23 protein-coding genes and 2 pseudogenes are annotated in these 20,379 nt (G+C 51.3%); 18 read left to right on the forward strand and 7 right to left on the reverse strand.

The genetic code is table 11. From position 1 onward, the window contains the following. Window positions 1-93 precede the first annotated feature (93 nt). From gamL to OGW44_RS04225, 10 genes and pseudogenes are all read left to right on the forward strand, one after another. Window positions 94-378, forward strand: a complete 285-nt coding sequence (gamL, locus tag OGW44_RS04185; protein WP_069219607.1) for a host nuclease inhibitor GamL — start codon at window positions 94-96, stop codon at window positions 376-378. An 18-nt stretch (window positions 379-396) separates the two neighbouring features. Then, entirely contained in the window at window positions 397-1,143 is a 747-nt protein-coding gene (bet, locus tag OGW44_RS04190) for a phage recombination protein Bet (protein WP_069219606.1), read from the forward strand. Further along, complete coding sequence (locus OGW44_RS04195) at window positions 1,140-1,763, forward strand: lambda exonuclease family protein (RefSeq protein ID WP_069219605.1); 624 nt, start codon at window positions 1,140-1,142, stop codon at window positions 1,761-1,763. Before bet ends, OGW44_RS04195 begins: the two co-directional genes overlap by 4 nt. After that, window positions 1,760-2,218, forward strand: a complete 459-nt coding sequence (locus tag OGW44_RS04200; protein WP_260490247.1) for a hypothetical protein — start codon at window positions 1,760-1,762, stop codon at window positions 2,216-2,218. Before OGW44_RS04195 ends, OGW44_RS04200 begins: the two co-directional genes overlap by 4 nt. Next, window positions 2,215-3,630: pseudogene (locus OGW44_RS04205) on the forward strand (DNA cytosine methyltransferase); the annotation flags it as partial. The gene OGW44_RS04200 and the pseudogene OGW44_RS04205, both read left to right, overlap by 4 nt. Then, window positions 3,631-4,185, forward strand: a complete 555-nt coding sequence (locus OGW44_RS25630) for a phage N-6-adenine-methyltransferase (RefSeq protein WP_502873892.1) — start codon at window positions 3,631-3,633, stop codon at window positions 4,183-4,185. 300 nt (window positions 4,186-4,485) lie between these two features. Then, window positions 4,486-4,878 carry a hypothetical protein gene (locus OGW44_RS04210; RefSeq protein WP_185654400.1) on the forward strand — a complete coding sequence of 131 codons (393 nt, stop codon included), beginning with the start codon at window positions 4,486-4,488 and terminating at the stop codon, window positions 4,876-4,878. After that, window positions 4,841-5,080 carry a DUF4222 domain-containing protein gene (locus OGW44_RS04215; RefSeq protein WP_185654399.1) on the forward strand — a complete coding sequence of 80 codons (240 nt, stop codon included), beginning with the start codon at window positions 4,841-4,843 and terminating at the stop codon, window positions 5,078-5,080. The genes OGW44_RS04210 and OGW44_RS04215 overlap by 38 nt, the downstream gene beginning before the upstream one ends. An 8-nt stretch (window positions 5,081-5,088) precedes the next feature. Then, a complete protein-coding gene (locus OGW44_RS04220) occupies window positions 5,089-5,325 on the forward strand; it encodes a hypothetical protein (RefSeq protein WP_149911443.1) in 237 nt (78 codons plus the stop codon). Window positions 5,326-5,430: 105 nt separating this feature from the next. Continuing rightward, on the forward strand, window positions 5,431-5,667 hold the full coding sequence (locus OGW44_RS04225) for a hypothetical protein (RefSeq protein WP_032936075.1): 237 nt from the start codon (window positions 5,431-5,433) through the stop codon (window positions 5,665-5,667). Here the strand turns inward: OGW44_RS04225 and OGW44_RS04230 are convergent. After that, window positions 5,625-6,833: a tyrosine-type recombinase/integrase gene (locus OGW44_RS04230; RefSeq protein ID WP_185654397.1), complete on the reverse strand. Its 1,209-nt coding sequence runs from the start codon at window positions 6,831-6,833 to the stop codon at window positions 5,625-5,627. The genes OGW44_RS04225 and OGW44_RS04230 overlap by 43 nt on opposite strands. A gap of 456 nt (window positions 6,834-7,289) precedes the next feature. Here OGW44_RS04230 and yniD point away from each other — a divergent pair, with 456 nt between their 5' ends. Next, window positions 7,290-7,397: a small membrane protein YniD gene (gene yniD, locus OGW44_RS04235; RefSeq protein ID WP_003030590.1), complete on the forward strand. Its 108-nt coding sequence runs from the start codon at window positions 7,290-7,292 to the stop codon at window positions 7,395-7,397. A 167-nt stretch (window positions 7,398-7,564) separates the two neighbouring features. On the opposite strand, the gene OGW44_RS04240 is transcribed toward yniD, so the two are convergent. Further along, entirely contained in the window at window positions 7,565-8,323 is a 759-nt protein-coding gene (locus tag OGW44_RS04240; RefSeq protein WP_016156337.1) for a DUF481 domain-containing protein, read from the reverse strand. Window positions 8,324-8,610: 287 nt separating this feature from the next. Between OGW44_RS04240 and pfkB the strand changes: the two genes are divergently transcribed. Beyond that, complete coding sequence (gene pfkB, locus OGW44_RS04245) at window positions 8,611-9,540, forward strand: 6-phosphofructokinase II (protein ID WP_016156336.1); 930 nt, start codon at window positions 8,611-8,613, stop codon at window positions 9,538-9,540. Window positions 9,541-9,809: 269 nt separating this feature from the next. Further along, window positions 9,810-10,670, forward strand: a complete 861-nt coding sequence (locus OGW44_RS04250; protein ID WP_016152861.1) for a fructosamine kinase family protein — start codon at window positions 9,810-9,812, stop codon at window positions 10,668-10,670. Window positions 10,671-10,734: 64 nt separating this feature from the next. On the opposite strand, the gene OGW44_RS04255 is transcribed toward OGW44_RS04250, so the two are convergent. Next, window positions 10,735-11,271: a YniB family protein gene (locus OGW44_RS04255; protein WP_019076635.1), complete on the reverse strand. Its 537-nt coding sequence runs from the start codon at window positions 11,269-11,271 to the stop codon at window positions 10,735-10,737. Window positions 11,272-11,439: 168 nt separating this feature from the next. Here OGW44_RS04255 and hxpB point away from each other — a divergent pair, with 168 nt between their 5' ends. The 4 genes and pseudogenes from hxpB (at window position 11,440) to tcyP (ending at window position 14,470) form a co-directional block, all read left to right on the forward strand. Further along, entirely contained in the window at window positions 11,440-12,108 is a 669-nt protein-coding gene (gene hxpB / locus OGW44_RS04260; RefSeq protein WP_016156335.1) for a hexitol phosphatase HxpB, read from the forward strand. Window positions 12,109-12,138: 30 nt separating this feature from the next. Further along, window positions 12,139-12,260: pseudogene (locus OGW44_RS04265) on the forward strand (2-deoxy-D-gluconate 3-dehydrogenase); the annotation flags it as partial. Window positions 12,261-12,343: 83 nt separating this feature from the next. Then, a complete protein-coding gene (locus OGW44_RS04270; protein WP_087121839.1) occupies window positions 12,344-12,943 on the forward strand; it encodes a metal-dependent hydrolase in 600 nt (199 codons plus the stop codon). A gap of 135 nt (window positions 12,944-13,078) precedes the next feature. After that, complete coding sequence (gene tcyP / locus OGW44_RS04275; RefSeq protein ID WP_016156334.1) at window positions 13,079-14,470, forward strand: cystine/sulfocysteine:cation symporter; 1,392 nt, start codon at window positions 13,079-13,081, stop codon at window positions 14,468-14,470. 64 nt (window positions 14,471-14,534) lie between these two features. On the opposite strand, the gene cedA is transcribed toward tcyP, so the two are convergent. Next, complete coding sequence (gene cedA / locus OGW44_RS04280; protein ID WP_255346055.1) at window positions 14,535-14,780, reverse strand: cell division activator CedA; 246 nt, start codon at window positions 14,778-14,780, stop codon at window positions 14,535-14,537. 209 nt (window positions 14,781-14,989) lie between these two features. Here cedA and katE point away from each other — a divergent pair, with 209 nt between their 5' ends. Continuing rightward, window positions 14,990-17,248, forward strand: a complete 2,259-nt coding sequence (gene katE / locus OGW44_RS04285) for a catalase HPII (RefSeq protein WP_016156333.1) — start codon at window positions 14,990-14,992, stop codon at window positions 17,246-17,248. Window positions 17,249-17,284: 36 nt separating this feature from the next. Here katE and chbG read toward each other — a convergent pair whose 3' ends face one another. The 3 genes from chbG to chbR all read right to left on the reverse strand — a co-directional run bounded on the left by chbG (window position 17,285) and on the right by chbR (window position 20,378). Continuing rightward, window positions 17,285-18,043 (reverse strand): chitin disaccharide deacetylase, encoded by a 759-nt coding sequence (gene chbG / locus OGW44_RS04290; RefSeq protein WP_016152855.1) that lies wholly within the window; start codon window positions 18,041-18,043, stop codon window positions 17,285-17,287. Window positions 18,044-18,055: 12 nt separating this feature from the next. After that, entirely contained in the window at window positions 18,056-19,411 is a 1,356-nt protein-coding gene (locus tag OGW44_RS04295) for a 6-phospho-beta-glucosidase (protein ID WP_016152854.1), read from the reverse strand. Between the two features lie 124 nt (window positions 19,412-19,535). Beyond that, window positions 19,536-20,378: a transcriptional regulator ChbR gene (chbR, locus tag OGW44_RS04300; protein ID WP_085951046.1), complete on the reverse strand. Its 843-nt coding sequence runs from the start codon at window positions 20,376-20,378 to the stop codon at window positions 19,536-19,538. Between the last annotated feature and the right edge of the window lies 1 nt (window position 20,379).

Consider the following 20,379-nt stretch of genomic DNA (forward strand, 5'->3'; position numbering starts at 1 on the left):
ACACCAGCTTAACCCGCGAACAGGCTATCGAAGTGCTTACCGCTCTGAAAGATGACCTGATCCCTTGCGCGAAAATCCATTACTGAGGCAATCATGAACGCATTCCTCACTTACGACCGCATCGAAGATCGGCGATGGGTTGAGCAGAAACTCACCGAAGAGAAAGAGAAGTGGATCGACGACCGGGCGCAGCAAATCATTGACATGATGCCAAAAGAGCCGTCCGGCCTCTTCCACTTCACGGTCCCGATTGATTCCAGCCCATACGAAGGACTTCGCAGCGATAAAGCTGGCGAGGTCTACAACGATTTCATTTCGGCAGTTGCTTACGCCCAGGCGGAGCACGACTGGGAACACCGTACCGGCTGCCCGTTTTAATTTTTGAGGGGATTAACAATGAGCACTGCACTTTCCACCATGGCCGGGAAACTGGCAGCACGCCTCGGAATGGATGCCGGTACAGACCTGATGAATACGCTGAAGAATACAGCGTTTAAAGGTGGCAACGTAACGGACGAACAGTTTACAGCCCTGCTGATCGTCGCCAACCAGTACGGTCTGAACCCATGGACCAAAGAGATTTACGCCTTCCCCGATAAAGGCGGGATTGTCCCGGTAGTCGGCGTCGATGGATGGGCGCGTATTATCAACGAGCACCCGCAGTTTGACGGCATGGAATTCTCTTACGACAAAGAAGAAGGCGCATGCACCTGCAAGATTTACCGCAAAGACCGTAAGCACCCGACCATCGTCACCGAGTACATGGGCGAATGTAAACGTAATACTCAACCCTGGCAGTCCCACCCTACCCGCATGCTTCGCCACAAGACGCTTATCCAGTGCGCGCGCCTGGCCTTTGGTTTCGCTGGCATCTTCGATCAGGACGAGGCAGAGAGAGTTATTGAAGGAACAACGGCAGAGGTTCACGTGGGCCATGAATCAGATAGCCGTCGCCCGGAACTAATCGCAAAAGGTGAGTCTGCCGCGCGTCTTGGTACCGTCAAGTATCAGGAGTTCTGGGTGGCGTTAAGCGGAGAAGAGAAACAGGTGATCGGCGCAGTTGAGAAGCGCCGCATGTATGACATGAGTCTTGCAGTCGACAGTGCCGAACCTGTCAATGTCGCAGAGATGGAGGCTGAATGATGGAACAACGCACCCCTGAATGGTTTGCTGCGCGCTGCGGCAAGGTCACAGCCAGTCGCCTGGCTGATGTCATGGCCCGTACTAAGTCTGGCTACTCCGCCAGCCGCCAGAACTACATGGCAGATCTGATTTGCCAACGGCTGACCGGGAAGATGGAGGAAGGGTTTTCGAATGCCGCGATGATGCGAGGTACCGAACTGGAGCCAGTAGCCCGTGAGATGTATGCGCTAAATGAGTTCGATGCTGAAATCACTGAAGTTGGACTCATCGATCACCCAGCCATCTATGGATTCGCAGCCAGCCCGGACGGACTTGTTAACGACGACGGGCTTATCGAAATCAAATGCCCCAACACTTGGACCCATCTTGAAACGCTGAAAACAGGTGAGCCAAAGCGCCAGTACATGCTGCAAATGCATGCACAGATGATGTGCACCGGGCGGAAATGGTGTGATTTCGTTAGTTTCGATGATCGCTTGCCGCCTGATCTCGCGTATTTCAAGAAGCGTATTAATTTCGATGAAGAACTTGCGCGAGAAATCGAATCTGAAGTTAAGAGCTTTCTTGCGGATCTGGAATCTGAGATCCAGAAAATAAAATGCCATGGTAAAGCGGCATGAGCAGCGTCGCATGGCAACCGTGGGAAAACCTGTTCCTACATGAAGTTGGCAGAACAATGCCGGTTCAGGTTATCGCAGAAAAGCTTGAGCGTTCCGAATCGGCAATCACTCGCCAGGCGTCACGTATTGGCGCACCACTCATCAGCAAGATGACCGGTAAGCCATGGACGGCGGCAGAGCTTCATCTCTTTGGTCGGTTCTCAGAGGAAGAGATAGCCACGGCAACCGGTCGCTCAATTTACTCAGTCAGAAGCAAGCGTAACGCGCTGGCCCGCTCCGGAGGATTAACTATGCGTGAATGGTCAGCTGAAGAGTTAGCGATTCTCATGCGCTACACCAACGCAGAAGTAGCAGAGATTACCGGTAGGAGTATCGAAGAGGTCGGAGATAAGCGGCTTGCTGTGAATATTGAGCGGAATGGATGGGATAACATGGATCCGGAGCGTGAATCATGAAATACGGAAGCGTGTGCAGCGGTATCGAAGCTGCCAGCAAAGCATGGGAGCCTATCGGCTGGAAGCCCGCCTGGTTCTCTGAAATCGAACCATTCCCCTCTGCTGTCCTCGCCCATCACTGGCCGGAAGTAACAAACCTCGGCGACATGACAAAAATCGCGGATGCGGTGCGAGCTGGTGAAGTAGAAGCGCCTGATGTTCTGGTCGGCGGTACGCCTTGCCAGGCATTCAGCATCGCCGGCTTACGTGAAGGCTTGTCTGACGACCGTGGCCAGTTAACCCTCTCTTACGTGGAATTAGCCAATGCAATCGACGCAAATCGCCGCGAACGCGGTGAACCAGAATCAATCATCGTCTGGGAAAACGTCCCCGGCGTACTCAGTAGCAAAGACAATGCCTTCGGGTTCTTTCTGGCAGGACTTGCCGGAGAAAGCAGTGAATTGCAGCCAGCAGGGGGAAAATGGACGCACGCAGGTTGTGTGTCTGGACCAGAAAGGGTTATTGCCTGGCGCGTCCTTGATGCTCAATTTTTCGGAGTGGCCCAACGACGCCGCCGTGTGTTCGTTGTCGCAAGTGCTCGAAAAGGATTCGATCCCGCAGCGGTACTTTTTGAGCTCGACAGCGTGCGCCGGGATTCTGCGCCGCGCCGAGAATCGCAACCGGAAATTGCCAGAAATGCTGGAGAGCGCACTAAAGTCGGTAGTCACTGGGATAACCCAGCAAACCCTCACCCAACCCTAAATCAGTCCAACAATATTGGCGGAATCGGCGCTAGTAATCAGGAATTGTTTAGCCAGCGCGGCTCCGGGCTCGTATCAGATTCTTACTCTGATGTTTCCCGAACTCTTCTTGCAAAAGAAAACGACAGCACTGCCGAGGATTTGGAAACTTATGTCGTTCATGGAACTCAAGATCCAGACATTAACCGAGAACTTGCGCACACACTCGGGCGCAACAACGGGCAAGAAAACGCCTGCATTGCATTTAGCTACAAAGATAATGGAGCTGATGCGACGTCAGATCTGTCACCAACGGTTCGATCAGGCAACCACGATAAAAGCCATGCTAACAGCGGCCAACCCCCTGCCATCTGTATCCAACATGCTTCTATCGGTCGTCACGATGCAGCTGGCCCTCAGGGCAAAGGTTATCAGGAAGATGTGGCTTTCACTCAGGATTCTCTCTCATCCGCTGACGTCGTTCAGTACGGAATGCAGGTTCGCCGCCTAACACCGATTGAGTGCGAGCGCCTTCAGGGCTTTCCTGATAATCACACTCTGATCGGCTGGCGCGGGAAGGATGCTGCTGAATGCCCGGACGGGCCGCGCTACAAAGCGATCGGCAATAGCATGGCAGTACCTGTAATGCGCTGGATAGGTGAGCGCATCGCCGCAACTCTGCCAACTGAGAAGTTGAACGGTGATTATGGCGGAAGTAAAACACCGCTAGACCAGCGAGACCTCTGGCGCACACCACCGGCACTGTTCGCGGCGCTTGATGCTGAATTCTGTTTTCAACTTGACGCAGCCGCCGCACCGCATAACGCGCTGTGTAGGAAGTTCATCACCGCCGAGCAGAACACGCTGGAAACATCCTGGGCTGATTATCTGAATGTACCTGGCTACGTCTGGCTAAATCCACCTTACAGCGACATCACACCTTTCGTGAAAAAGGCGGCCGCCGAGAGCAGAAATCAGATCGGTACGGTGATGCTTGTTCCGGCAGACACTTCGGTTGGCTGGTTCAAGGAAGCTATCCAGACCGCCAGCGAGGTTCGCTTCATCACCGCCGGGCGGCTGGCATTTATCAACCCGGTCACCGGTAAGCCGGTAAGCGGCAACAACAAAGGCTCGATGCTCATCATCTGGCATCCGTACCCGCGTACACACTGCCACTTCGCAACTGTGGAACGGGACGAACTAATGACTTTCGGAGCGAAACTTCTCGCTCGACGGGAGGCCGCATGACGCTAACCAAACGAATCACAAGGTCGCTATGTCGGCCTTTTTATTTTCTCGCGTTCACCTTCAACCGAATTAACCGACATTTCATGGAGCACTGACTATGACACCAGATACCCTTGACGCTGCAAGCGAGCTTACTCAGCAGCGAATAGAAATGGCAGTAGCCGCTCACAGACTCAACCACTCAGCAGTATCAGCAACGCACTGTGAGGAATGCGGAGACAAGTTACTTGATGCGTATCCGGGATGCACGATGTGCGTCAGTTGTCAGCAGGATGAAGAAAATAGGAATAGGAGGATGTGATGTGTGATATGCCAGCAGTATTTGGGCAAGAGCAGCGCAAAGCCCGAAAGCAACACAAGTGCTGCGAGTGTGGATGCAACATTACGCCTGGTGAGAATTACGCCTATTCACACGGCGTGTGGGACGGTTCAGGTCAAAGTTTCAAGCAATGCTTAGACTGCTCTGAGGTATCAAACGCCTCGGCGGCATTTGTTGAAGACCCGGAAGATGGGCCAGCGTTTACTGGCTTGCGTGAATGGTTCATGGGCTATTCATGCCGGGAATTTAAAGGAGAAGAATTGGTTAAAAGCTTCGCCGCCGATCTGAACGTGGAAGAAAACAAAATCCGCAAAGTTTTGCGTATGGAGCCTGCCAATGTTCCAGCTAATTCAACGGGGTCAGATATACGCTGACAGCGCCGGGTGGCCGGTGATAATCCATTCCGTCACATCAGAAATAGTCCGCTACTGGCGACAGGGCCGGATCAACACTGCTTCAATCGACCGATTCAACAATGACTTTGAGCACCTCGCCCCACACGAGGCGGCACAGATACGCGCCGAACTTGAAACGGCAGAACACTTAAAACGCCTCCGCGCTATGCGGGCGGCATGAGGATAGATATGAGCACCATTCAGGATATTCGCAACAAGTTAGCCGAGCTAGTTCCAGAAGCTCATCAGGTAGCTTGCTCTCTCGAAATAGGTGATGAGAGAACTGAAGCCTTCGAATTATATGAGGCGCTACGACGACTTCAACGCCGTGGAGCAGCCAGTGACATGCTATCTGCAACCAATCCGCTTCTCTCTGATTGTCACGAAGGTGATGACGAAGATTGGTGGGACGATGAAGACGACTGACGCAACTTATAGCCAGTTATGAGCTGGCTATTGGGTGCGAATGCACTGCCACGTTATCCCCCATTTTCCCGGTTCACCCGGGATTCTTTTTGCCTGGAGAAAAGCATGCAAACAACAATCAGCATTCAGCCGGTTCTGGTTAACCGTGAGCGAGTTCAGGAGATGCTTGGTGGTATCTCCAGAACCACGTTTTATCGCAAGCGCAAACAGTGGGAAGAATCTGGCACACCATTTCCGCAGGAAGTGGAAGAAATCCACCCTCCGAAAGGTGGCGCTCTCTTCCGCTACGTAGAAGTCATTCAGTTCTGCAAAGATAAAGGGCTATTGGCTGCACACGCCTGAATCTTATCAGCCCACAATTCCGCTGCTGCCTGCTGCTCGGGGATGTAATCATACTGGTCATAAACAGCCAGCATCCCCGTTAACTTATGCCCGAGTATCTTCTCTGATACGTGAGGCGCAACACCAAGCTCAGCCATCTTTGTTTTGCACGTTCTTCGCAGGTCGTGCAGGGACCAGTGTTCCCCACCCATAACCTCTTCCACCTGCCCCGCAATGGAAATCAATGTACTGGCTGACATAGGCCTGTCCACCTGCAGCTTAGCCGGTGGAAACACGATTGACTGATCGGGGTATACATCAAAAACCTTCTGCAGATAATCGGCTGCCAGTTGAGAAATCCCTCGCACAAAGCGCTTGCGCGTTTTAGAGTTCTCTTTCGGTATAACCCATTCCCTCGCCTTCAGGTCAAAGTCACCCTTCCTTGCTAATCTCAATTCAACGCCGCGGCAGCCGGTAAGAGCAACAATGCGGATCAGCATTTTGTTTTGCCATGACATCTTTGTTTTATCGATAGCATTCCAGAACGCGCCTATCTCATCATCATTAAGAAATCTCTCCCCGTCATCCGGGCGGCTACCGACATCATTAATTTCGAGTAACATAAGCGAATTTGAAGTTATACGCTTTCGGCGCAGAGCATAGCGGATCACCTGCTTCATCTTCACCAGAACATTACCGGCCTGAACTGGCGAACCACCTTTCGTTATGCGCAGGAATATCTGCTCCCATTCAACAGGGCTCATCTCATCTGCTATCAGTCGGCCGTAATTGTCGGTAACGTGAAGCTTCAGCATCCGCTTCCAGTATTCGTATTTAACCATCTCTTTTACTGATGGGGTTTCCAGCCACTCATCAACGAGAGTGCTGATGCTCGGCGAACTGGATACGATGTCCCTGGCTTTCTTCCGCTGCATTGCCGGGTCGCGCCCCTCTTCCAGCCAACCTTTGCATTCTTCCATCGCGTCACGGGCTTCTTTGATCGACATCTTGCCGTAGGTGCCAAGTTTTAGCCTGGCCGGTTTACCGTTGAAACGATAGCGGTACTGAAAGGTGATTAGTCCCTTTGGGCTGATCCTGGCAGAAAGTCCACCACCATCAGCAATCTCCTCTGGTCCATCATATGGCTTGCCAGCTATACGTCTGAGCTTGGTATCGTTGAGAGGCATGCTTGTCCCTATTCAGCTTTGTCGGAATTGGTACACGATTTGGTACACAGATTCTACGACACGAACAAGGACAAGATGAACTAAATTGAAACGGGTAAATTAAAGAAAGTGAGATGTAGTGCGGAATTGGTGAAACAGGAAGGAACAGATAGGAATGAGGTGAAATTCCGGATGGTACTTACACGTAAGATCACATACAAAGATTCAATATTTAAAATCATCAAAAAGGTGTGGGCTGATTCCCGCTTCACTCTGCGAAATATGTCACTGGTCGCCTTAATGGCTACACTGGACCTACACCCGCTTTTTGATAACACCGTTTGACAGTGTACACGGCATTACGAGCCGATCAAAGCAACAATCAACGCGCACTCTATGATGTAAATCAATTCACTGACACCCTGACGTTTTTGTTACACTTGTATAAAGTCATCTAACCTGAGCAGGAAAAGGACAATGCCAACAAATCGCTTTGCGAAGAAACACTGGAAGATGGTTGTGATACTGCTCGTTATTTGTGCGGCAATGCTGATGCTACGTTGGGCTGCGATGATCTGGGGTTAAAATACTGGCACACGCTGTCCCGGTTCCGTTGTATTTATCAATTAAATCGAATTCGTCTGAAAATAGCGCGTTATTGATAAGTATTAAAAATAAAACACAGATTTAATATTAAATAAATTTAACGTTAATTGAGAAAAGCCGGGCCAATTATTTGACCCGGCTTGTCATTACATACGATAGCCGAGTGACACAGTAGTACGACGATCGGTATGCTCCGGCGCTGTTGCCGGTGGTTCAGAGTTCCAGGTAACGTTGTAAGCCACCTTTAACCCAAAGTGTTCGTTGATGGCAACGTTCAAGGCCGTTTCAGAATTGAGCGTTGTATCGTCAGCACCAAATACCGACACACCTTGCGTAAACTTAGTATTGTCCGTCATCTGCCACGCATAGGCCCCGGACGCATAGCCCAGCGGCTGTGTTTCGGTGGTGCCATCCGTGTGCTCGTCATAGCGCACACCTGGACCGAATTCAAAACGGAAGCTGTGCACCGGTCCGTTGAGGAACTGACGACCATAACCTGCGGTTAGCACGTCACGCTCGCGATAGCCGTTGTAACGGTCGGTCAGCCAGCTTGCCTGACCAAAGAGATAGTCATAGTCGGTCATGTTGTAACGACTACGGCCACCTACGGCATATTTCTCTGATGAACGCTCATCATTTGAGGAGGTATTGCTGGCATTTCCCCACAAAGACCACGCCGTATTTTGACCGTACCAGGTCATGGTGGTGTCTGCAGTTAAAGAAGAACTTTTTGTGTTGCCTGACTGGGCGAGATATCCCGCGTTCAGGTTACCTTCAAAGGGTTTTTTCGCGCTGGAAGGGTCATCCATGACAGTAAAAACGGAATCATCGGCGGCAGCCTGCATTGACGCAAGCAGGCCACCCGTCAGCAGTAACGCTGCGGGCACTGTCTTCAAAAGCTTCATTTATTAAGAGTCCGTACAACAAAAAAAGAGACCATAACGGTCTCGGAAACTTTCATATGGATCAATGACAAAAGACCCTTGAAAGGTAACAAATTATAAAAAGACTCGAATAACATAGCAATAAATTCTTATTTCATTTTTTGAATAAGAGCGTTCCTAAACCGTTTTTTTATTTATATATCTTTAACGCGATTATTTTAAATAAAGATATGAAAAATCATGTTGTTAATTACTTCACTTTCGGGGGGTTAAGTGCCAGACTGAGGACAGCCTAACAGGAGGTAAAGATGGTACGTATCTATACGTTAACACTTGCGCCCTCTCTCGATAGCGCAACAATCACGCCGCAAATCTACCCGGAAGGTAAGCTTCGCTGTACCTCGCCGGTTTTTGAACCCGGCGGCGGCGGTATCAACGTCGCTCGCGCAATTGCCCATCTTGGCGGCACCGCTACGGCCATCTTCCCTGCGGGTGGCGCCACCGGAGAGCATCTTGTTGCTTTGCTCGCCGACGAAAATGTTCCCGTGTCCACCGTCGAAGCTAAAGACTGGACCCGACAAAATCTCCATGTCCACGTTGAGTCCAGCGGCGAACAGTATCGTTTCGTCATGCCAGGCGCTGCGCTCACCGATGATGAGTTCTACCAACTTCAGGATCAGGTGCTGGAAATTGAGTCTGGCGCACTGCTGGTTATTAGCGGCAGTTTGCCGCCTGGTGTACAGCTTGAGAAGCTGACCCGGCTCATTACCACAGCACAAAAACAAGGGATTCGCTGTATCGTCGATAGTTCTGGCGAAGCGCTGGCAGCAGCATTAACCATCGGCAATATCGAACTGGTCAAACCCAACCTCAAAGAACTGAGCGCGCTGGTGAATCGCGAACTCACGCAGCCCGATGATGTGCGCAACGCCGCGCAGGAAATCGTGCAAAGCGGAAAAGCGCATCGCGTAGTGGTCTCGCTTGGACCACAAGGAGCGCTTGGCGTTGATCGTGAAACCTGTGTCCAGGTGGTTCCGCCACCGGTGAAGAGTCAAAGTACCGTAGGTGCGGGCGACAGTATGGTCGGGGCCATGACGCTTAAACTGGCGGAGAGCGCACCTTTTGCAGATATTGTTCGTTACGGTGTCGCCGCAGGTAGCGCCGCCACCCTGAATCAGGGTACGCGTCTGTGCGCTTTAGACGATACGCAAAAAATATACGCGTATCTGGCTCAGTAATGACGGCTTCCCCTTGTCTAGATACAAGGGGATTTCCCCGTAAAACTGTCGGCATGGGTGTTATACGTCTATGATAAAAAATCACATGATTACAAAGCAGTGAATCATGTGCGACCAGGCGTCTTCACAACGATGCGAGGTGAAGAAGAACGACACACATTAAGTGCCTTTCCAGCGATGACGCGTCCGTGGTGTGCGTCAGTTCGTGTTTTTTAACCGCATTCTTGCGCTAACCTTATGATCTGGCAGACAACATGGGGAGAGACATCATGTGGCAGGCTATCAGTCGTCTTTTAAGCGAGCAATTAGGTGAAGGCGAAATCGAACTGCGTAACGAACTGCCCGGCGGAGAGATCCACGCCGCATGGCATTTACGCTATGCGGGGCGCGATTTTTTCGTTAAATGCGATGAAAGAGAGCTGTTAACCGGCTTTACGGCGGAAGCCGATCAGCTGGAGCTACTTTCTCGCAGTCAAACCGTATCTGTACCGAAAGTCTGGGCGGTAGGCGCAGACAGAGATTACAGCTTTCTGGTGATGGATTTCCTCCCTCCCCGTCCGCTTGATGCGCACAACGCGTTTATCCTCGGCCAACAGTTGGCGCATTTGCATGAATGGAGCGATCAGCCGCAGTTTGGGCTCGACTTCGATAATGCGCTCTCTACCACGCCGCAGCCCAACACCTGGCAACGTCGCTGGTCAACCTTTTTTGCCGAGCAGCGTATTGGCTGGCAGCTGGAACTCGCCGCTGAAAAAGGCATTGCGTTTGGCAATATCGACGCCATTGTCGAGCATGTTCAGCAGCGTCTCTCTTCCCATCAGCCGCAGCCATCTCTTCTGCATGGTGATTTGTGGTCCGGGAACTGCGCCCTCGGCCCGAACGGCCCGTACATCTTTGACCCTGCCTGCTACTGGGGGGACAGAGAGTGTGACCTGGCAATGCTGCCGTTACATACCGATCAGCCGCCGCAACTCTATGACGGTTATCAGTCTGTTTCTCCGCTACCATTGGATTTTCTCGACAGACAGCCTGTCTACCAGCTCTATACGCTGCTGAACAGGGCTATTCTGTTCGGGGGACAGCATCTGGTCGTGGCGCAGAAAGCGCTGGACCGGTTACTGGCGGCTTAGCAAAGTCGCACGTTGCTTATCTGGCCTGGCGTTTCACAACGCGTCAGGCCTGATAGTGCAGCAGTTACAAAAAACCCAGTAATGAAAAGAAGAAGTAGCCAATCACGATAACGATCACCGGCAAAATATAGAGCGGGAAAATTTGTAAAAAGATCGTATGGTGCGGTACCACAATACGCGACTCAAGTTGCTCGCGTGATAACCCTTCACTGCCCTTTGCCTGTTCCAGAATCAACTGGTCCTCAACGCCCTCGCGTAAATAACGCGCCTGACGGCTCATTCTGGCGCCTGAATCCTGCAACGCCAGACCGATAAAAATCAGAATGAAAATCAGCCAAAAAACGAGATTCAGTCCACTTTGAAAATCGGGCGTCGGCGAGTTATACCAAAACACGTTAAGAAAAGGTGTGTTCACACGCATCATGTCGATCATCACATGAGCAAAATCGAGCATGACCGCGTTAATCCCTTCCTGCTTTTCGCTGTGCGCATACATAAACTTCAGTACTGAAACCAGGGTTGAAATCAGCGCGGGAATGAAAATCACCCATCCCACCAGCCTTTTCAAGATGGCAATGCGTCCAGCTTGTTGATACGTCATGAGTTCCCCTTGATTAAGACGTGTCATTTTGGCCTAAGTTTACCCGTTGATTATCGTTTTCGCCTGATCTTTAAAGGCGGTATACTGCTGAATTAGCCATAATGAACGCTCAGAGCCCGTCCAGGCTGGCTCTTAATCCCTTTTATCACCCGTAAAGGAGAGGTTGTGATGTCAACCCCGCGTCAAATTCTTGCTGCAATTTTCGATATGGATGGATTACTGGTCGATTCTGAACCGCTTTGGGATCAGGCCGAACTGGATGTGATAGCAAGTTTAGGCGTTGATATCTCCCGCCGCCATGAACTTCCCGATACACTTGGCTTACGCATCGACATGGTGGTTGATTTGTGGTTTGCACAGCAACCGTGGAACGGTCCCTCACGTCAGGAAGTAACCGAGCGCATCATTACCCGGGCAATTGCGTTAGTTGAAGAAACAAAACCACTGCTGCCGGGCGTGCGTGAGGCCGTGGCATTGTGCAAATCTCAGGGGTTGAAAGTAGGACTGGCATCCGCCTCGCCGCTGCATATGCTGGAAAAAGTGCTAACCATGTTTGATCTGCGCAGCAGCTTCGATGCACTGGCTTCTGCGGAAAAACTGCCCTACAGCAAACCGCATCCGCAGGTTTATCTCGATTGCGCGGCAAAACTGGGCATTGACCCTATAAACTGCGTAGCACTGGAAGACTCGGTGAACGGCATGATTGCTTCGAAAGCCGCCCGTATGCGTTCCATCGTAGTACCTGCGCATGAAAATCAGGACGATCCTCGCTTCGTTCTGGCCGACGTCAAACTGGCCTCGCTCACCGAACTCACTGCCGCTCACCTGCGCGGCTAATCCTGCGACGGGCAATGATCGCATTGCCCGCCTGCCGGACGCTGGGCACGCCTGATGACCTGAAAGGCCCGGTCGTGTTCCTCGCAAGTGCTGCCTCGGACTATATACATGGTTATACGCTAGCCGTGGATGGCAGTTGGCTGGCGCGGTAAAGGCGCACTTGTGACAAAGGGTTACAACGTCACCTCTTCCGCCTACTGTATAAAACCCCTATACTGTATGAATCGACAGTTTATTGGGTTTTATCATGACGGCGGAAGGTCACCTTCTTTTTTCTATTGCCTGTGCGGTATTTGCCAAGAATGCCGAGCTAACGCCCGTTCTTGCGCAGGGTGACTGGTGGCATATTGTTCCTTCAGCCATTTTAACGTGCTTGCTGCCGGATATCGATCATCCCAAATCCCTGCTGGGGCAGCGTCTGAAGTGGGTATCAAAGCCCATTGCCCGGGCATTTGGTCATCGCGGGTTTACGCATAGCCTGCTGGCGGTTTTTGCCCTGCTGGCCACGTTTTACCTGAAAGTCCCTGATACCTGGATAATTCCAGCGGATGCCTTACAAGGTATGGTTCTCGGTTATCTCAGCCACATTCTGGCCGACATGTTGACCCCGGCGGGCGTCCCCCTGCTTTGGCCCTGCCGCTGGCGTTTTCGTCTGCCTATCCTCGTGCCGCAAAAAGGCAACCAACTGGAGCGGTTTCTGTGCATGGCGCTGTTCGCGTGGGCAATCTGGATGCCGCAGACCGTACAAGAGAACAGTGCGGTGCGCTGGTCATCACAAATGATAAATACGCTGCAAATGCAGTTTAATCGTTTTATAACGCACCAGGTTGACTAATAAATCAGCCAAAAAGTTATTTTTGGCATAAACAATTCCATTTGAATATAAGAGGCAAGTCACAGTTCTGCTAATCTTGCGCCAACAGAATCACCGTCACACGGTGATACGCATAATAAGATCAGGAGAACGGGGATGAACTATCCATTAATCGCGAACATTATCGTGTTCGTAGTGCTGCTGTTCGTGCTGGCGCAAGCCCGTCACAAGCAGTGGAGTCTGGCAAAAAAAGTACTGGTCGGTCTGGTCATGGGTGTGGTGTTTGGCCTCGCCCTGCACACCATTTATGGTTCCGACAGCCAGGTTCTTAAAGATTCCGTACAGTGGTTCAACATTGTCGGCAACGGTTACGTCCAACTGCTGCAGATGATTGTCATGCCGCTGGTGTTTGCATCTATTCTCAGCGCCGTTGCGCGTCTGCACAACGCCTCTCAGTTAGGTAAAATCAGCTTCCTGACCATCGGTACACTGCTGTTTACTACGCTGATTGCCGCGCTGGTAGGGGTTCTGGTGACCAACCTGTTCGGCCTGACCGCAGAAGGTCTGGTGCAAGGTGGGGCCGAAACCGCTCGTCTGAACGCGATTGAAACCAACTATGTTGGCAAAGTAGCTGACCTCAGCGTTCCACAGCTGGTGTTGTCGTTTATACCGAAAAACCCGTTTGCCGATCTGACCGGAGCTAACCCGACGTCAATTATCAGCGTGGTTATCTTCGCGGCATTCCTCGGTGTTGCCGCACTGAAGCTGCTGAAAGATGATGCGCCGAAAGGCGAGCGTGTGCTGGTTGCTATCGATACCCTGCAAAGCTGGGTGATGAAGCTGGTTCGTTTGGTGATGCAGTTGACACCATACGGTGTTCTGGCGCTGATGACCAAAGTGGTTGCGGGCTCCAACCTGCAGGACATCATCAAGCTGGGTAGCTTCGTCGTGGCCTCTTATCTCGGTCTGGGCATTATGTTCGTGGTACACGGGATCCTGTTGGGTATTAACGGCGTTAGCCCGCTGAAATACTTCCGCAAGGTGTGGCCGGTGCTGACTTTCGCCTTCACCAGCCGTTCCAGCGCAGCCTCAATTCCGCTGAACGTTGAAGCGCAAACCCGTCGTCTGGGCGTGCCTGAATCCATCGCCTCTTTTGCCGCCTCCTTTGGCGCCACCATTGGCCAGAACGGTTGTGCAGGGCTGTACCCGGCAATGCTGGCAGTAATGGTCGCCCCGACCGTCGGGATCAACCCGCTGGACCCGATGTGGATTGCCACGCTGGTTGGTATCGTAACCGTCAGTTCCGCAGGGGTTGCGGGTGTGGGTGGCGGTGCAACGTTTGCCGCGCTGATCGTCCTGCCAGCTATGGGTCTGCCGGTCACGCTGGTTGCGCTGCTGATTTCCGTTGAGCCGCTGATCGATATGGGTCGTACCGCGCTGAACGTGAGCGGTTCTATGACAGCCGGTACGCTGACCAGCCAATGGCTGAAACAGACCGATAAAACAATTCTGGACAGCGACGATAACGCCGAACTGGCGCATCGCTAAATCTGTTAGATCTGAAAAACAAAAAACCGCCGGAGTGTCATGCTCCGGCGGTTTTTTATATCCATTAATCGCTCAGTTCATTTTCCTGGCGAACCTGATTAGCCCAGCGTTGCGCTGATTCCGGGACCGTAAATGCAGGCGAACGCTGAAACGCCTCCCCTATTAAGACAAAAGCGACATATTTTCCGCGCAGTATCCATACGTCACGATACGCATCCATTTTAACTGCATGCTCTGGTGGGGCTGGCTCCACGCGAGGAACATAGCTAATTACCGGACGATTTTGTTGGCGAAGAGGTTTCATAATCAGTTGCTTCACTAAAGACTAATTCTAAAAATCAGAAAACGGCTATCTTAGCCGATTTTGCCTCCTGACGTCCTGCCTTGCGTGCGCTGTTTGCCTGGTTCATCGCGCTTTACGTCCTCGGTCAGTTCCTGCACCACTGAGCAAGTGGTCTATAGTTAAAGCTTTTGACGGCAACAACGACCTTTAAGCGATGAAAACAGGAGACGAGTTTAATGTCACAGAATGATAAGCACCCACTCCATCACTCAGCGCCGGTTCATGATGCCAGCGAATCCCAACCAGGACTTGACTCACTGGCGCCAGCAGACGGTTCACATCGGCCAACACCTGAACCCACGCCACCAGGCATGCAGCCCACTACGTCCGGCAGCTTAAAAGCGCCTGACACCAGAAGTGACAAACTCAACGCGCTGGAAAGTTTTCGCAAAGGCAGCGAAGATTTTGCTCTGACAACCAATCAGGGAGTGCGCATCGCGGACGATCAAAACTCTCTGCGTGCAGGAAACCGTGGGCCAACTCTGCTGGAAGACTTTATCCTGCGGGAAAAAATCACCCATTTTGATCACGAACGCATCCCGGAGCGGATCGTACATGCCCGAGGTTCGGCCGTTCATGGTTACTTTCAGCCCTATGCCAGTCTCAGCGCGACGACGAAAGCGGACTTTCTGAGTGATGAAAATAAAATCACCCCGGTTTTTGTCCGTTTCTCTACGGTTCAGGGCGGCGCAGGCTCAGCGGATACGGTCAGAGATATTCGAGGATTTGCGACCAAATTTTATACTGAAGAGGGCGTTTTCGATCTGGTGGGAAACAACACGCCAGTCTTCTTCATTCAGGATGCCCATAAATTCCCGGATTTCGTTCATGCGGTAAAACCGGAGCCGCATTGGGCTATCCCACAGGGTCAAAGCGCCCACGATACCTTTTGGGATTATGTCTCGTTACAGCCAGAAACGTTGCACAACGTTATATGGGCAATGTCCGACCGGGGTATTCCACGCAGCTATCGCACGATGGAAGGCTTTGGCATCCACACGTTCCGGTTGATAAATGCGCAAGGGAAAGCCACCTTTGTCCGTTTTCACTGGAAACCGCTGGCGGGCAAAGCTTCGCTGGTATGGGATGAAGCGCAAAAACTTACCGGTCGTGATCCCGATTTTCATCGCCGCGATCTGTGGGAAGCTATTGAAGCAGGCGATTATCCGGAATACGAACTGGGGCTGCAGCTCATTCCTGAAGAAGACGAATTCAAGTTCGATTTTGACCTGCTCGACCCGACCAAGCTGATCCCGGAAGAGCTGGTTCCGGTACAACGCGTTGGTAAAATGGTGCTGAACCGTAATCCGGATAATTTCTTCGCCGAAAATGAACAAGTCGCTTTTCATCCCGGACATATCGTCCCTGGTATCGATTTTACCAACGATCCCTTGCTGCAAGGCCGCTTGTTTTCGTATACCGATACCCAAATCAGCCGCCTGGGCGGGCCCAACTTCCATGAAATCCCGATTAATCGCCCGACCTGCCCGTACCATAACTTCCAGCGTGACGGCATGCATCGTATGGACATCGATACCAACCCGGCCAACTATGAACCTAATTCCATCAATGATAACTGGCCGCGTGAAACGCCGCCGGGGCCAAAACGCGGTGGATTTGAATCGTATCAGGAACGGATTGAAGGAAACAAAATCCGCGAACGTAGCCCCTCTTTTGGCGAATACTATGCGCACCCTCGCCTGTTCTGGCTAAGTCAGATGCCAATTGAACAGCAGCATATTATCGGCGGATTCAGCTTCGAACTCAGCAAAGTTACGCGCCCCTATATTCGGGAAAGAGTGGTCGAACAGTTAGCCCATATTGATACAGCCCTCGCCGAGGCGGTTGCCGATAATCTCGGTTTTGAGCTAACCGAGGAACAGGCCAAAATCGCCCCACCGGCTAACGTGAATGGTTTGAAAAGTGCGCCGTCACTCAGTTTATATGCGGGTGCGCAAGGTGAGATTAAGGGCCGCGTGGTCGCCATTCTACTTAATGACCAGGTGAAATCGGGCGACCTGCTTGCCATCATGCAAGCCTTACAGGCCAAAGGCGTTCACGCCAAACTGCTCTATTCCCGAATGGGTAATGTGGTTGCCGATGATGGTTCCGTCCTGACAATCGCCGGTACCTTTGCGGGTTCACCATCGCTGACCGTCGATGCGGTTATCGTTCCGTGTGGCAATATCGCAGATATCGCTATGAACGGTGATGCCCGATATTACTTACTCGAAGCGTATAAGCACTTAAAACCTATCGCACTGGCAGGCGATGCGCGTCAGTTTAAAGCAACGTTGAATATCAAAAATGAAGGAGAAGAAGGCGTGGTGGAGGCAGACAGTGCAGACGCACAGTTTATGGATACCCTGCTGACGCTAATGACTGCGCACCGCGTCTGGTCACGCGCCGGAAAAATCGACACGATACCTGCCTAAAAAAATGCGGCGCATTATGCGCCGCAAACTCAGGAGTTACACGTTCAGAAAACTGCCAAGACGATAACCGCGCTCCGCAATAGCATATTTCAGTGACGGAGACGTCAGCACGTCAAGCTCAGTTAAGCGGGGGTAACAGTAGGCACTTTGACGAATAATGTCATCGATAAAGGCCGGATGACACATCACTTCCAGCGAGGACTCTCCCCGGTCTGCTGACGCGTCAAGCGTTTGCAAAAACAGGGCTTCAGAAATCGCTTCGCCATAAAACTCGCTGCTGAATCCCTGGGAAGTCCGTAACGTCTGCGGAAAGTCAGACGCCTGGAATACCGCCTGACGATCGATCCGTAACGCAATCCCCCGTTGGGCAGCAAACCCGGCCACGATAGGGAAAATCTGCGGGAACATATGCACATGGTGATGGCTATCCAGATGCGTTGGCTCCCGCCCGAACAGGTCAATAAAACGCTGATACTGCGCGGCCAGTTCCTGAGAAATTTCATCCAACGGCAAGGTGTCTTCTTCAGCCATCTGCCAGATCCATTTTCCCAGTAACCCGTCACGAGTAAGGCCTGGCATTGCCGTCAACGGCCTGCCCAGCGTCAGAACAAAATGCATCCCAACGGCAAGTTCAGGTATGTCGCGACTCAGCTGTACCGCATGGTCAATGGCTGCGCCATTAACCAGTGCAGTTGTCGAGGTGACCACGCCATTGCGACAGGCTTCAACAATGCCGTAGTTTTGTCCTTTACTCAGGCCAAAATCATCCGCATTTACAATCAGTACGCGTTCCATAGCCGACCTCAGTTAGTGTTGTTCGCTTTTGAGTTTCTCGATACACCCGGCGAAGTTTGGCAGCCATTTTTCATGCGCCAGAATTAGCTCACGCGCCAGAATCTCGGCATCGCTGTCAGAATGCACCAGCGGACTCAGGTTCAACGCCAGCAGCACATCATTCAGCTCGCCGCTCAGTGCCGCATTGCTCGCCGCGACTTCAAAGCCTTTAATGGTATAGATAAGGCCGAGCACTTTCTCATCAAAATGGGTAATACGTGGGTGCGGCGTGGCGCCGTTGCGTCCCAGTGTACAGGTCATCTCAACCGCCCAGTCCGCCGGGATATTGTCAACATGCCCATGGTGCGGAACGTTGACATAGTGCTCGGTCTGTTTGTCGTTGTAGATGGCGTTGATCACTTCACAGGCCGCATCGGAGTAATAGGCTCCACCACGCTGTTCCAGCTCTTTCGGTTTCACGTTCAAATCCGGGTTTTTGTAGAGATCAAACAGTTGTTTCTCCACTTTCTGTACCACCTGAGCGCGAGCGCCGCCCTTATAGTATTCACCCATTTCAATCGCCAGCATCTCTTTTGGCTTGAAGTAATAGAGCAAATATGAGCACGGCAGCAGCTTCAGCGAGCGAATCAACCCTTCACTGAACGGCAGATCGAAGATGTTCTTCACGGTGGAGGCTTTCAGTTGACCTGAAGCCACGCCATCCAACAGTTCATCAAAGCGTGATTTACCATTCACCAGTACGTCTTTAATAAAGACCATATGGTTCAGACCGAACAGATCGATGGATAAGTCATCGCTCTCTTTCAGCGCCAGCACATCGCTAATGAACATTTTCATGCCGACGGGGATATTACATACACCGATGAATTTCTTAAAATTCGTATGGCGATAGACCGCTTCCGTCACCATCCCGGCCGGGTTAGTAAAGTTAATCACCCACGCATTCGGGCACAGTTCTTCCACATCTTTGACAATATCAAAGATAACCGGAATAGTACGCAGACCTTTGAACAGCCCACCAGCGCCGTTAGTTTCCTGCCCCAGATACCCGTGGCTCAGCGGAATGCGTTCATCCTTTTCGCGGGCTTTCAGTTGCCCTACGCGCAGCTGGGTGGTAACGAAATCAGCATCTTTCAGCGCTTCACGGCGGTCCAGCGTTTTAAACAACTTCATCGGCACGCCAGCTTTATCGATCATGCGCTGGCAAAGGTCAAAAATAATGTCCAGCTTCTCTTTTCCATCGTCGACATCAACCAGCCACAATTCAGAAACCGGTAATTCATGATAGCGCTTAATAAAGCCTTCAAGTAACTCAGGGGTGTAGCTGCTCCCGCCACCGATAGTGACGACTTTTAATTTCTGGCTCATACTTTCTCCCTTCAGTGTCAAAACACTGACGTGTATTATGCTCAACCCGTTTGTCAGGTATAGCGTGGCTGTCCCGACGCTATTTTGGGCAAGCTATAAAAAATGGGTTATTGGCAAATAATATCTACTGATTAAATTCAGTTAATTTCTTACGATAGCTATTAGGTGTAAATGACGTCAGCTTTTTAAACGTTTTAATAAACAGACTTGGACTACTGTAGCCAGATTCGTAAGCAATATCCGTTACAGAATAGTTAGTCATTTCCAGCTGTTTTTTAGCAAAGTTAATGCGGATTTCATTAATGATCTGCATCGGCGTTTTGCTGTAATAACGCTGGGTTGCGCGGGTCAGATACTCCTGGGATTTCGCGGACAGGTGTACCATGTTTTCCAGCGCATTCTCGCTAAACTGCCGTTTGTCATGCATGGTCTCCACGGTGGTTTTAAGCCACTGCGGAATATCATCCAGCACCTGCTCTTCGCGATGATGGCGCAACCGGTTAATAATATAGAAGGTGACCACTTCTACAAATTCATCCAGTCCGCTCTCGCGAAAGTTTAGTGATGCAATAACCGTTTCAATGTAAGTGAGAAACGAATTATTCGCCCGATAGACCTGCGATGCAACGAAACAAAATGGCAGCAGCGGGTGGTAGTGCTGTTCAAAAAAGCGTTTACTGATACCGACGTTCAGGATCCTTGTCGCCCCAAAATCATAAAAACTCTGGTGGTGCGATCCCAATGGAATAAAAACAAAGTCCCCGCGTTCGAGCAATACGCGTTTACCGTTGATTTCCTGATAATAGCGCCCGGTTAAAACCAGGGTAAATTCGTAGTAGTCATGCTGATGCAGCCCGCTGATGCTCTCAGTTTTGTTATAGATGAACACATGGAAATTTTTGCCATTAAACAGCTGCTGTTCATAGACGGTTTTGATTTCCGGTGCGTTAATCTGTAGCTGCATTATG

Origin of the sequence: Citrobacter sp. Cb023 (genome assembly GCF_030336805.1) — a bacterium.
Lineage (GTDB): Bacteria > Pseudomonadota > Gammaproteobacteria > Enterobacterales > Enterobacteriaceae > Citrobacter > Citrobacter braakii.

Excerpts from the sequence above, each read along its gene's own strand:
- tcyP (WP_016156334.1), top strand. The coding sequence starts at position 13,079 with ATGAACTATCCATTAATCGCGAACATTATCGTGTTCGTAGTGCTGCTG.
- chbG (WP_016152855.1), bottom strand. The coding sequence starts at position 18,043 with ATGGAACGCGTACTGATTGTAAATGCGGATGATTTTGGCCTGAGTAAA.
- OGW44_RS04255 (WP_019076635.1), bottom strand. The coding sequence starts at position 11,271 with ATGACGTATCAACAAGCTGGACGCATTGCCATCTTGAAAAGGCTGGTG.
- pfkB (WP_016156336.1), top strand. The coding sequence starts at position 8,611 with ATGGTACGTATCTATACGTTAACACTTGCGCCCTCTCTCGATAGCGCA.
- OGW44_RS04225 (WP_032936075.1), top strand. The coding sequence starts at position 5,431 with ATGCAAACAACAATCAGCATTCAGCCGGTTCTGGTTAACCGTGAGCGA.
- OGW44_RS04210 (WP_185654400.1), top strand. The coding sequence starts at position 4,486 with ATGTGTGATATGCCAGCAGTATTTGGGCAAGAGCAGCGCAAAGCCCGA.
- OGW44_RS04220 (WP_149911443.1), top strand. The coding sequence starts at position 5,089 with ATGAGCACCATTCAGGATATTCGCAACAAGTTAGCCGAGCTAGTTCCA.
- OGW44_RS04240 (WP_016156337.1), bottom strand. The coding sequence starts at position 8,323 with ATGAAGCTTTTGAAGACAGTGCCCGCAGCGTTACTGCTGACGGGTGGC.
- OGW44_RS04250 (WP_016152861.1), top strand. The coding sequence starts at position 9,810 with ATGTGGCAGGCTATCAGTCGTCTTTTAAGCGAGCAATTAGGTGAAGGC.
- OGW44_RS04230 (WP_185654397.1), bottom strand. The coding sequence starts at position 6,833 with ATGCCTCTCAACGATACCAAGCTCAGACGTATAGCTGGCAAGCCATAT.
- katE (WP_016156333.1), top strand. The coding sequence starts at position 14,990 with ATGTCACAGAATGATAAGCACCCACTCCATCACTCAGCGCCGGTTCAT.
- yniD (WP_003030590.1), top strand. The coding sequence starts at position 7,290 with ATGCCAACAAATCGCTTTGCGAAGAAACACTGGAAGATGGTTGTGATA.
- hxpB (WP_016156335.1), top strand. The coding sequence starts at position 11,440 with ATGTCAACCCCGCGTCAAATTCTTGCTGCAATTTTCGATATGGATGGA.
- gamL (WP_069219607.1), top strand. The coding sequence starts at position 94 with ATGAACGCATTCCTCACTTACGACCGCATCGAAGATCGGCGATGGGTT.
- OGW44_RS04295 (WP_016152854.1), bottom strand. The coding sequence starts at position 19,411 with ATGAGCCAGAAATTAAAAGTCGTCACTATCGGTGGCGGGAGCAGCTAC.
- OGW44_RS04195 (WP_069219605.1), top strand. The coding sequence starts at position 1,140 with ATGATGGAACAACGCACCCCTGAATGGTTTGCTGCGCGCTGCGGCAAG.
- OGW44_RS04215 (WP_185654399.1), top strand. The coding sequence starts at position 4,841 with ATGTTCCAGCTAATTCAACGGGGTCAGATATACGCTGACAGCGCCGGG.
- OGW44_RS04200 (WP_260490247.1), top strand. The coding sequence starts at position 1,760 with ATGAGCAGCGTCGCATGGCAACCGTGGGAAAACCTGTTCCTACATGAA.
- bet (WP_069219606.1), top strand. The coding sequence starts at position 397 with ATGAGCACTGCACTTTCCACCATGGCCGGGAAACTGGCAGCACGCCTC.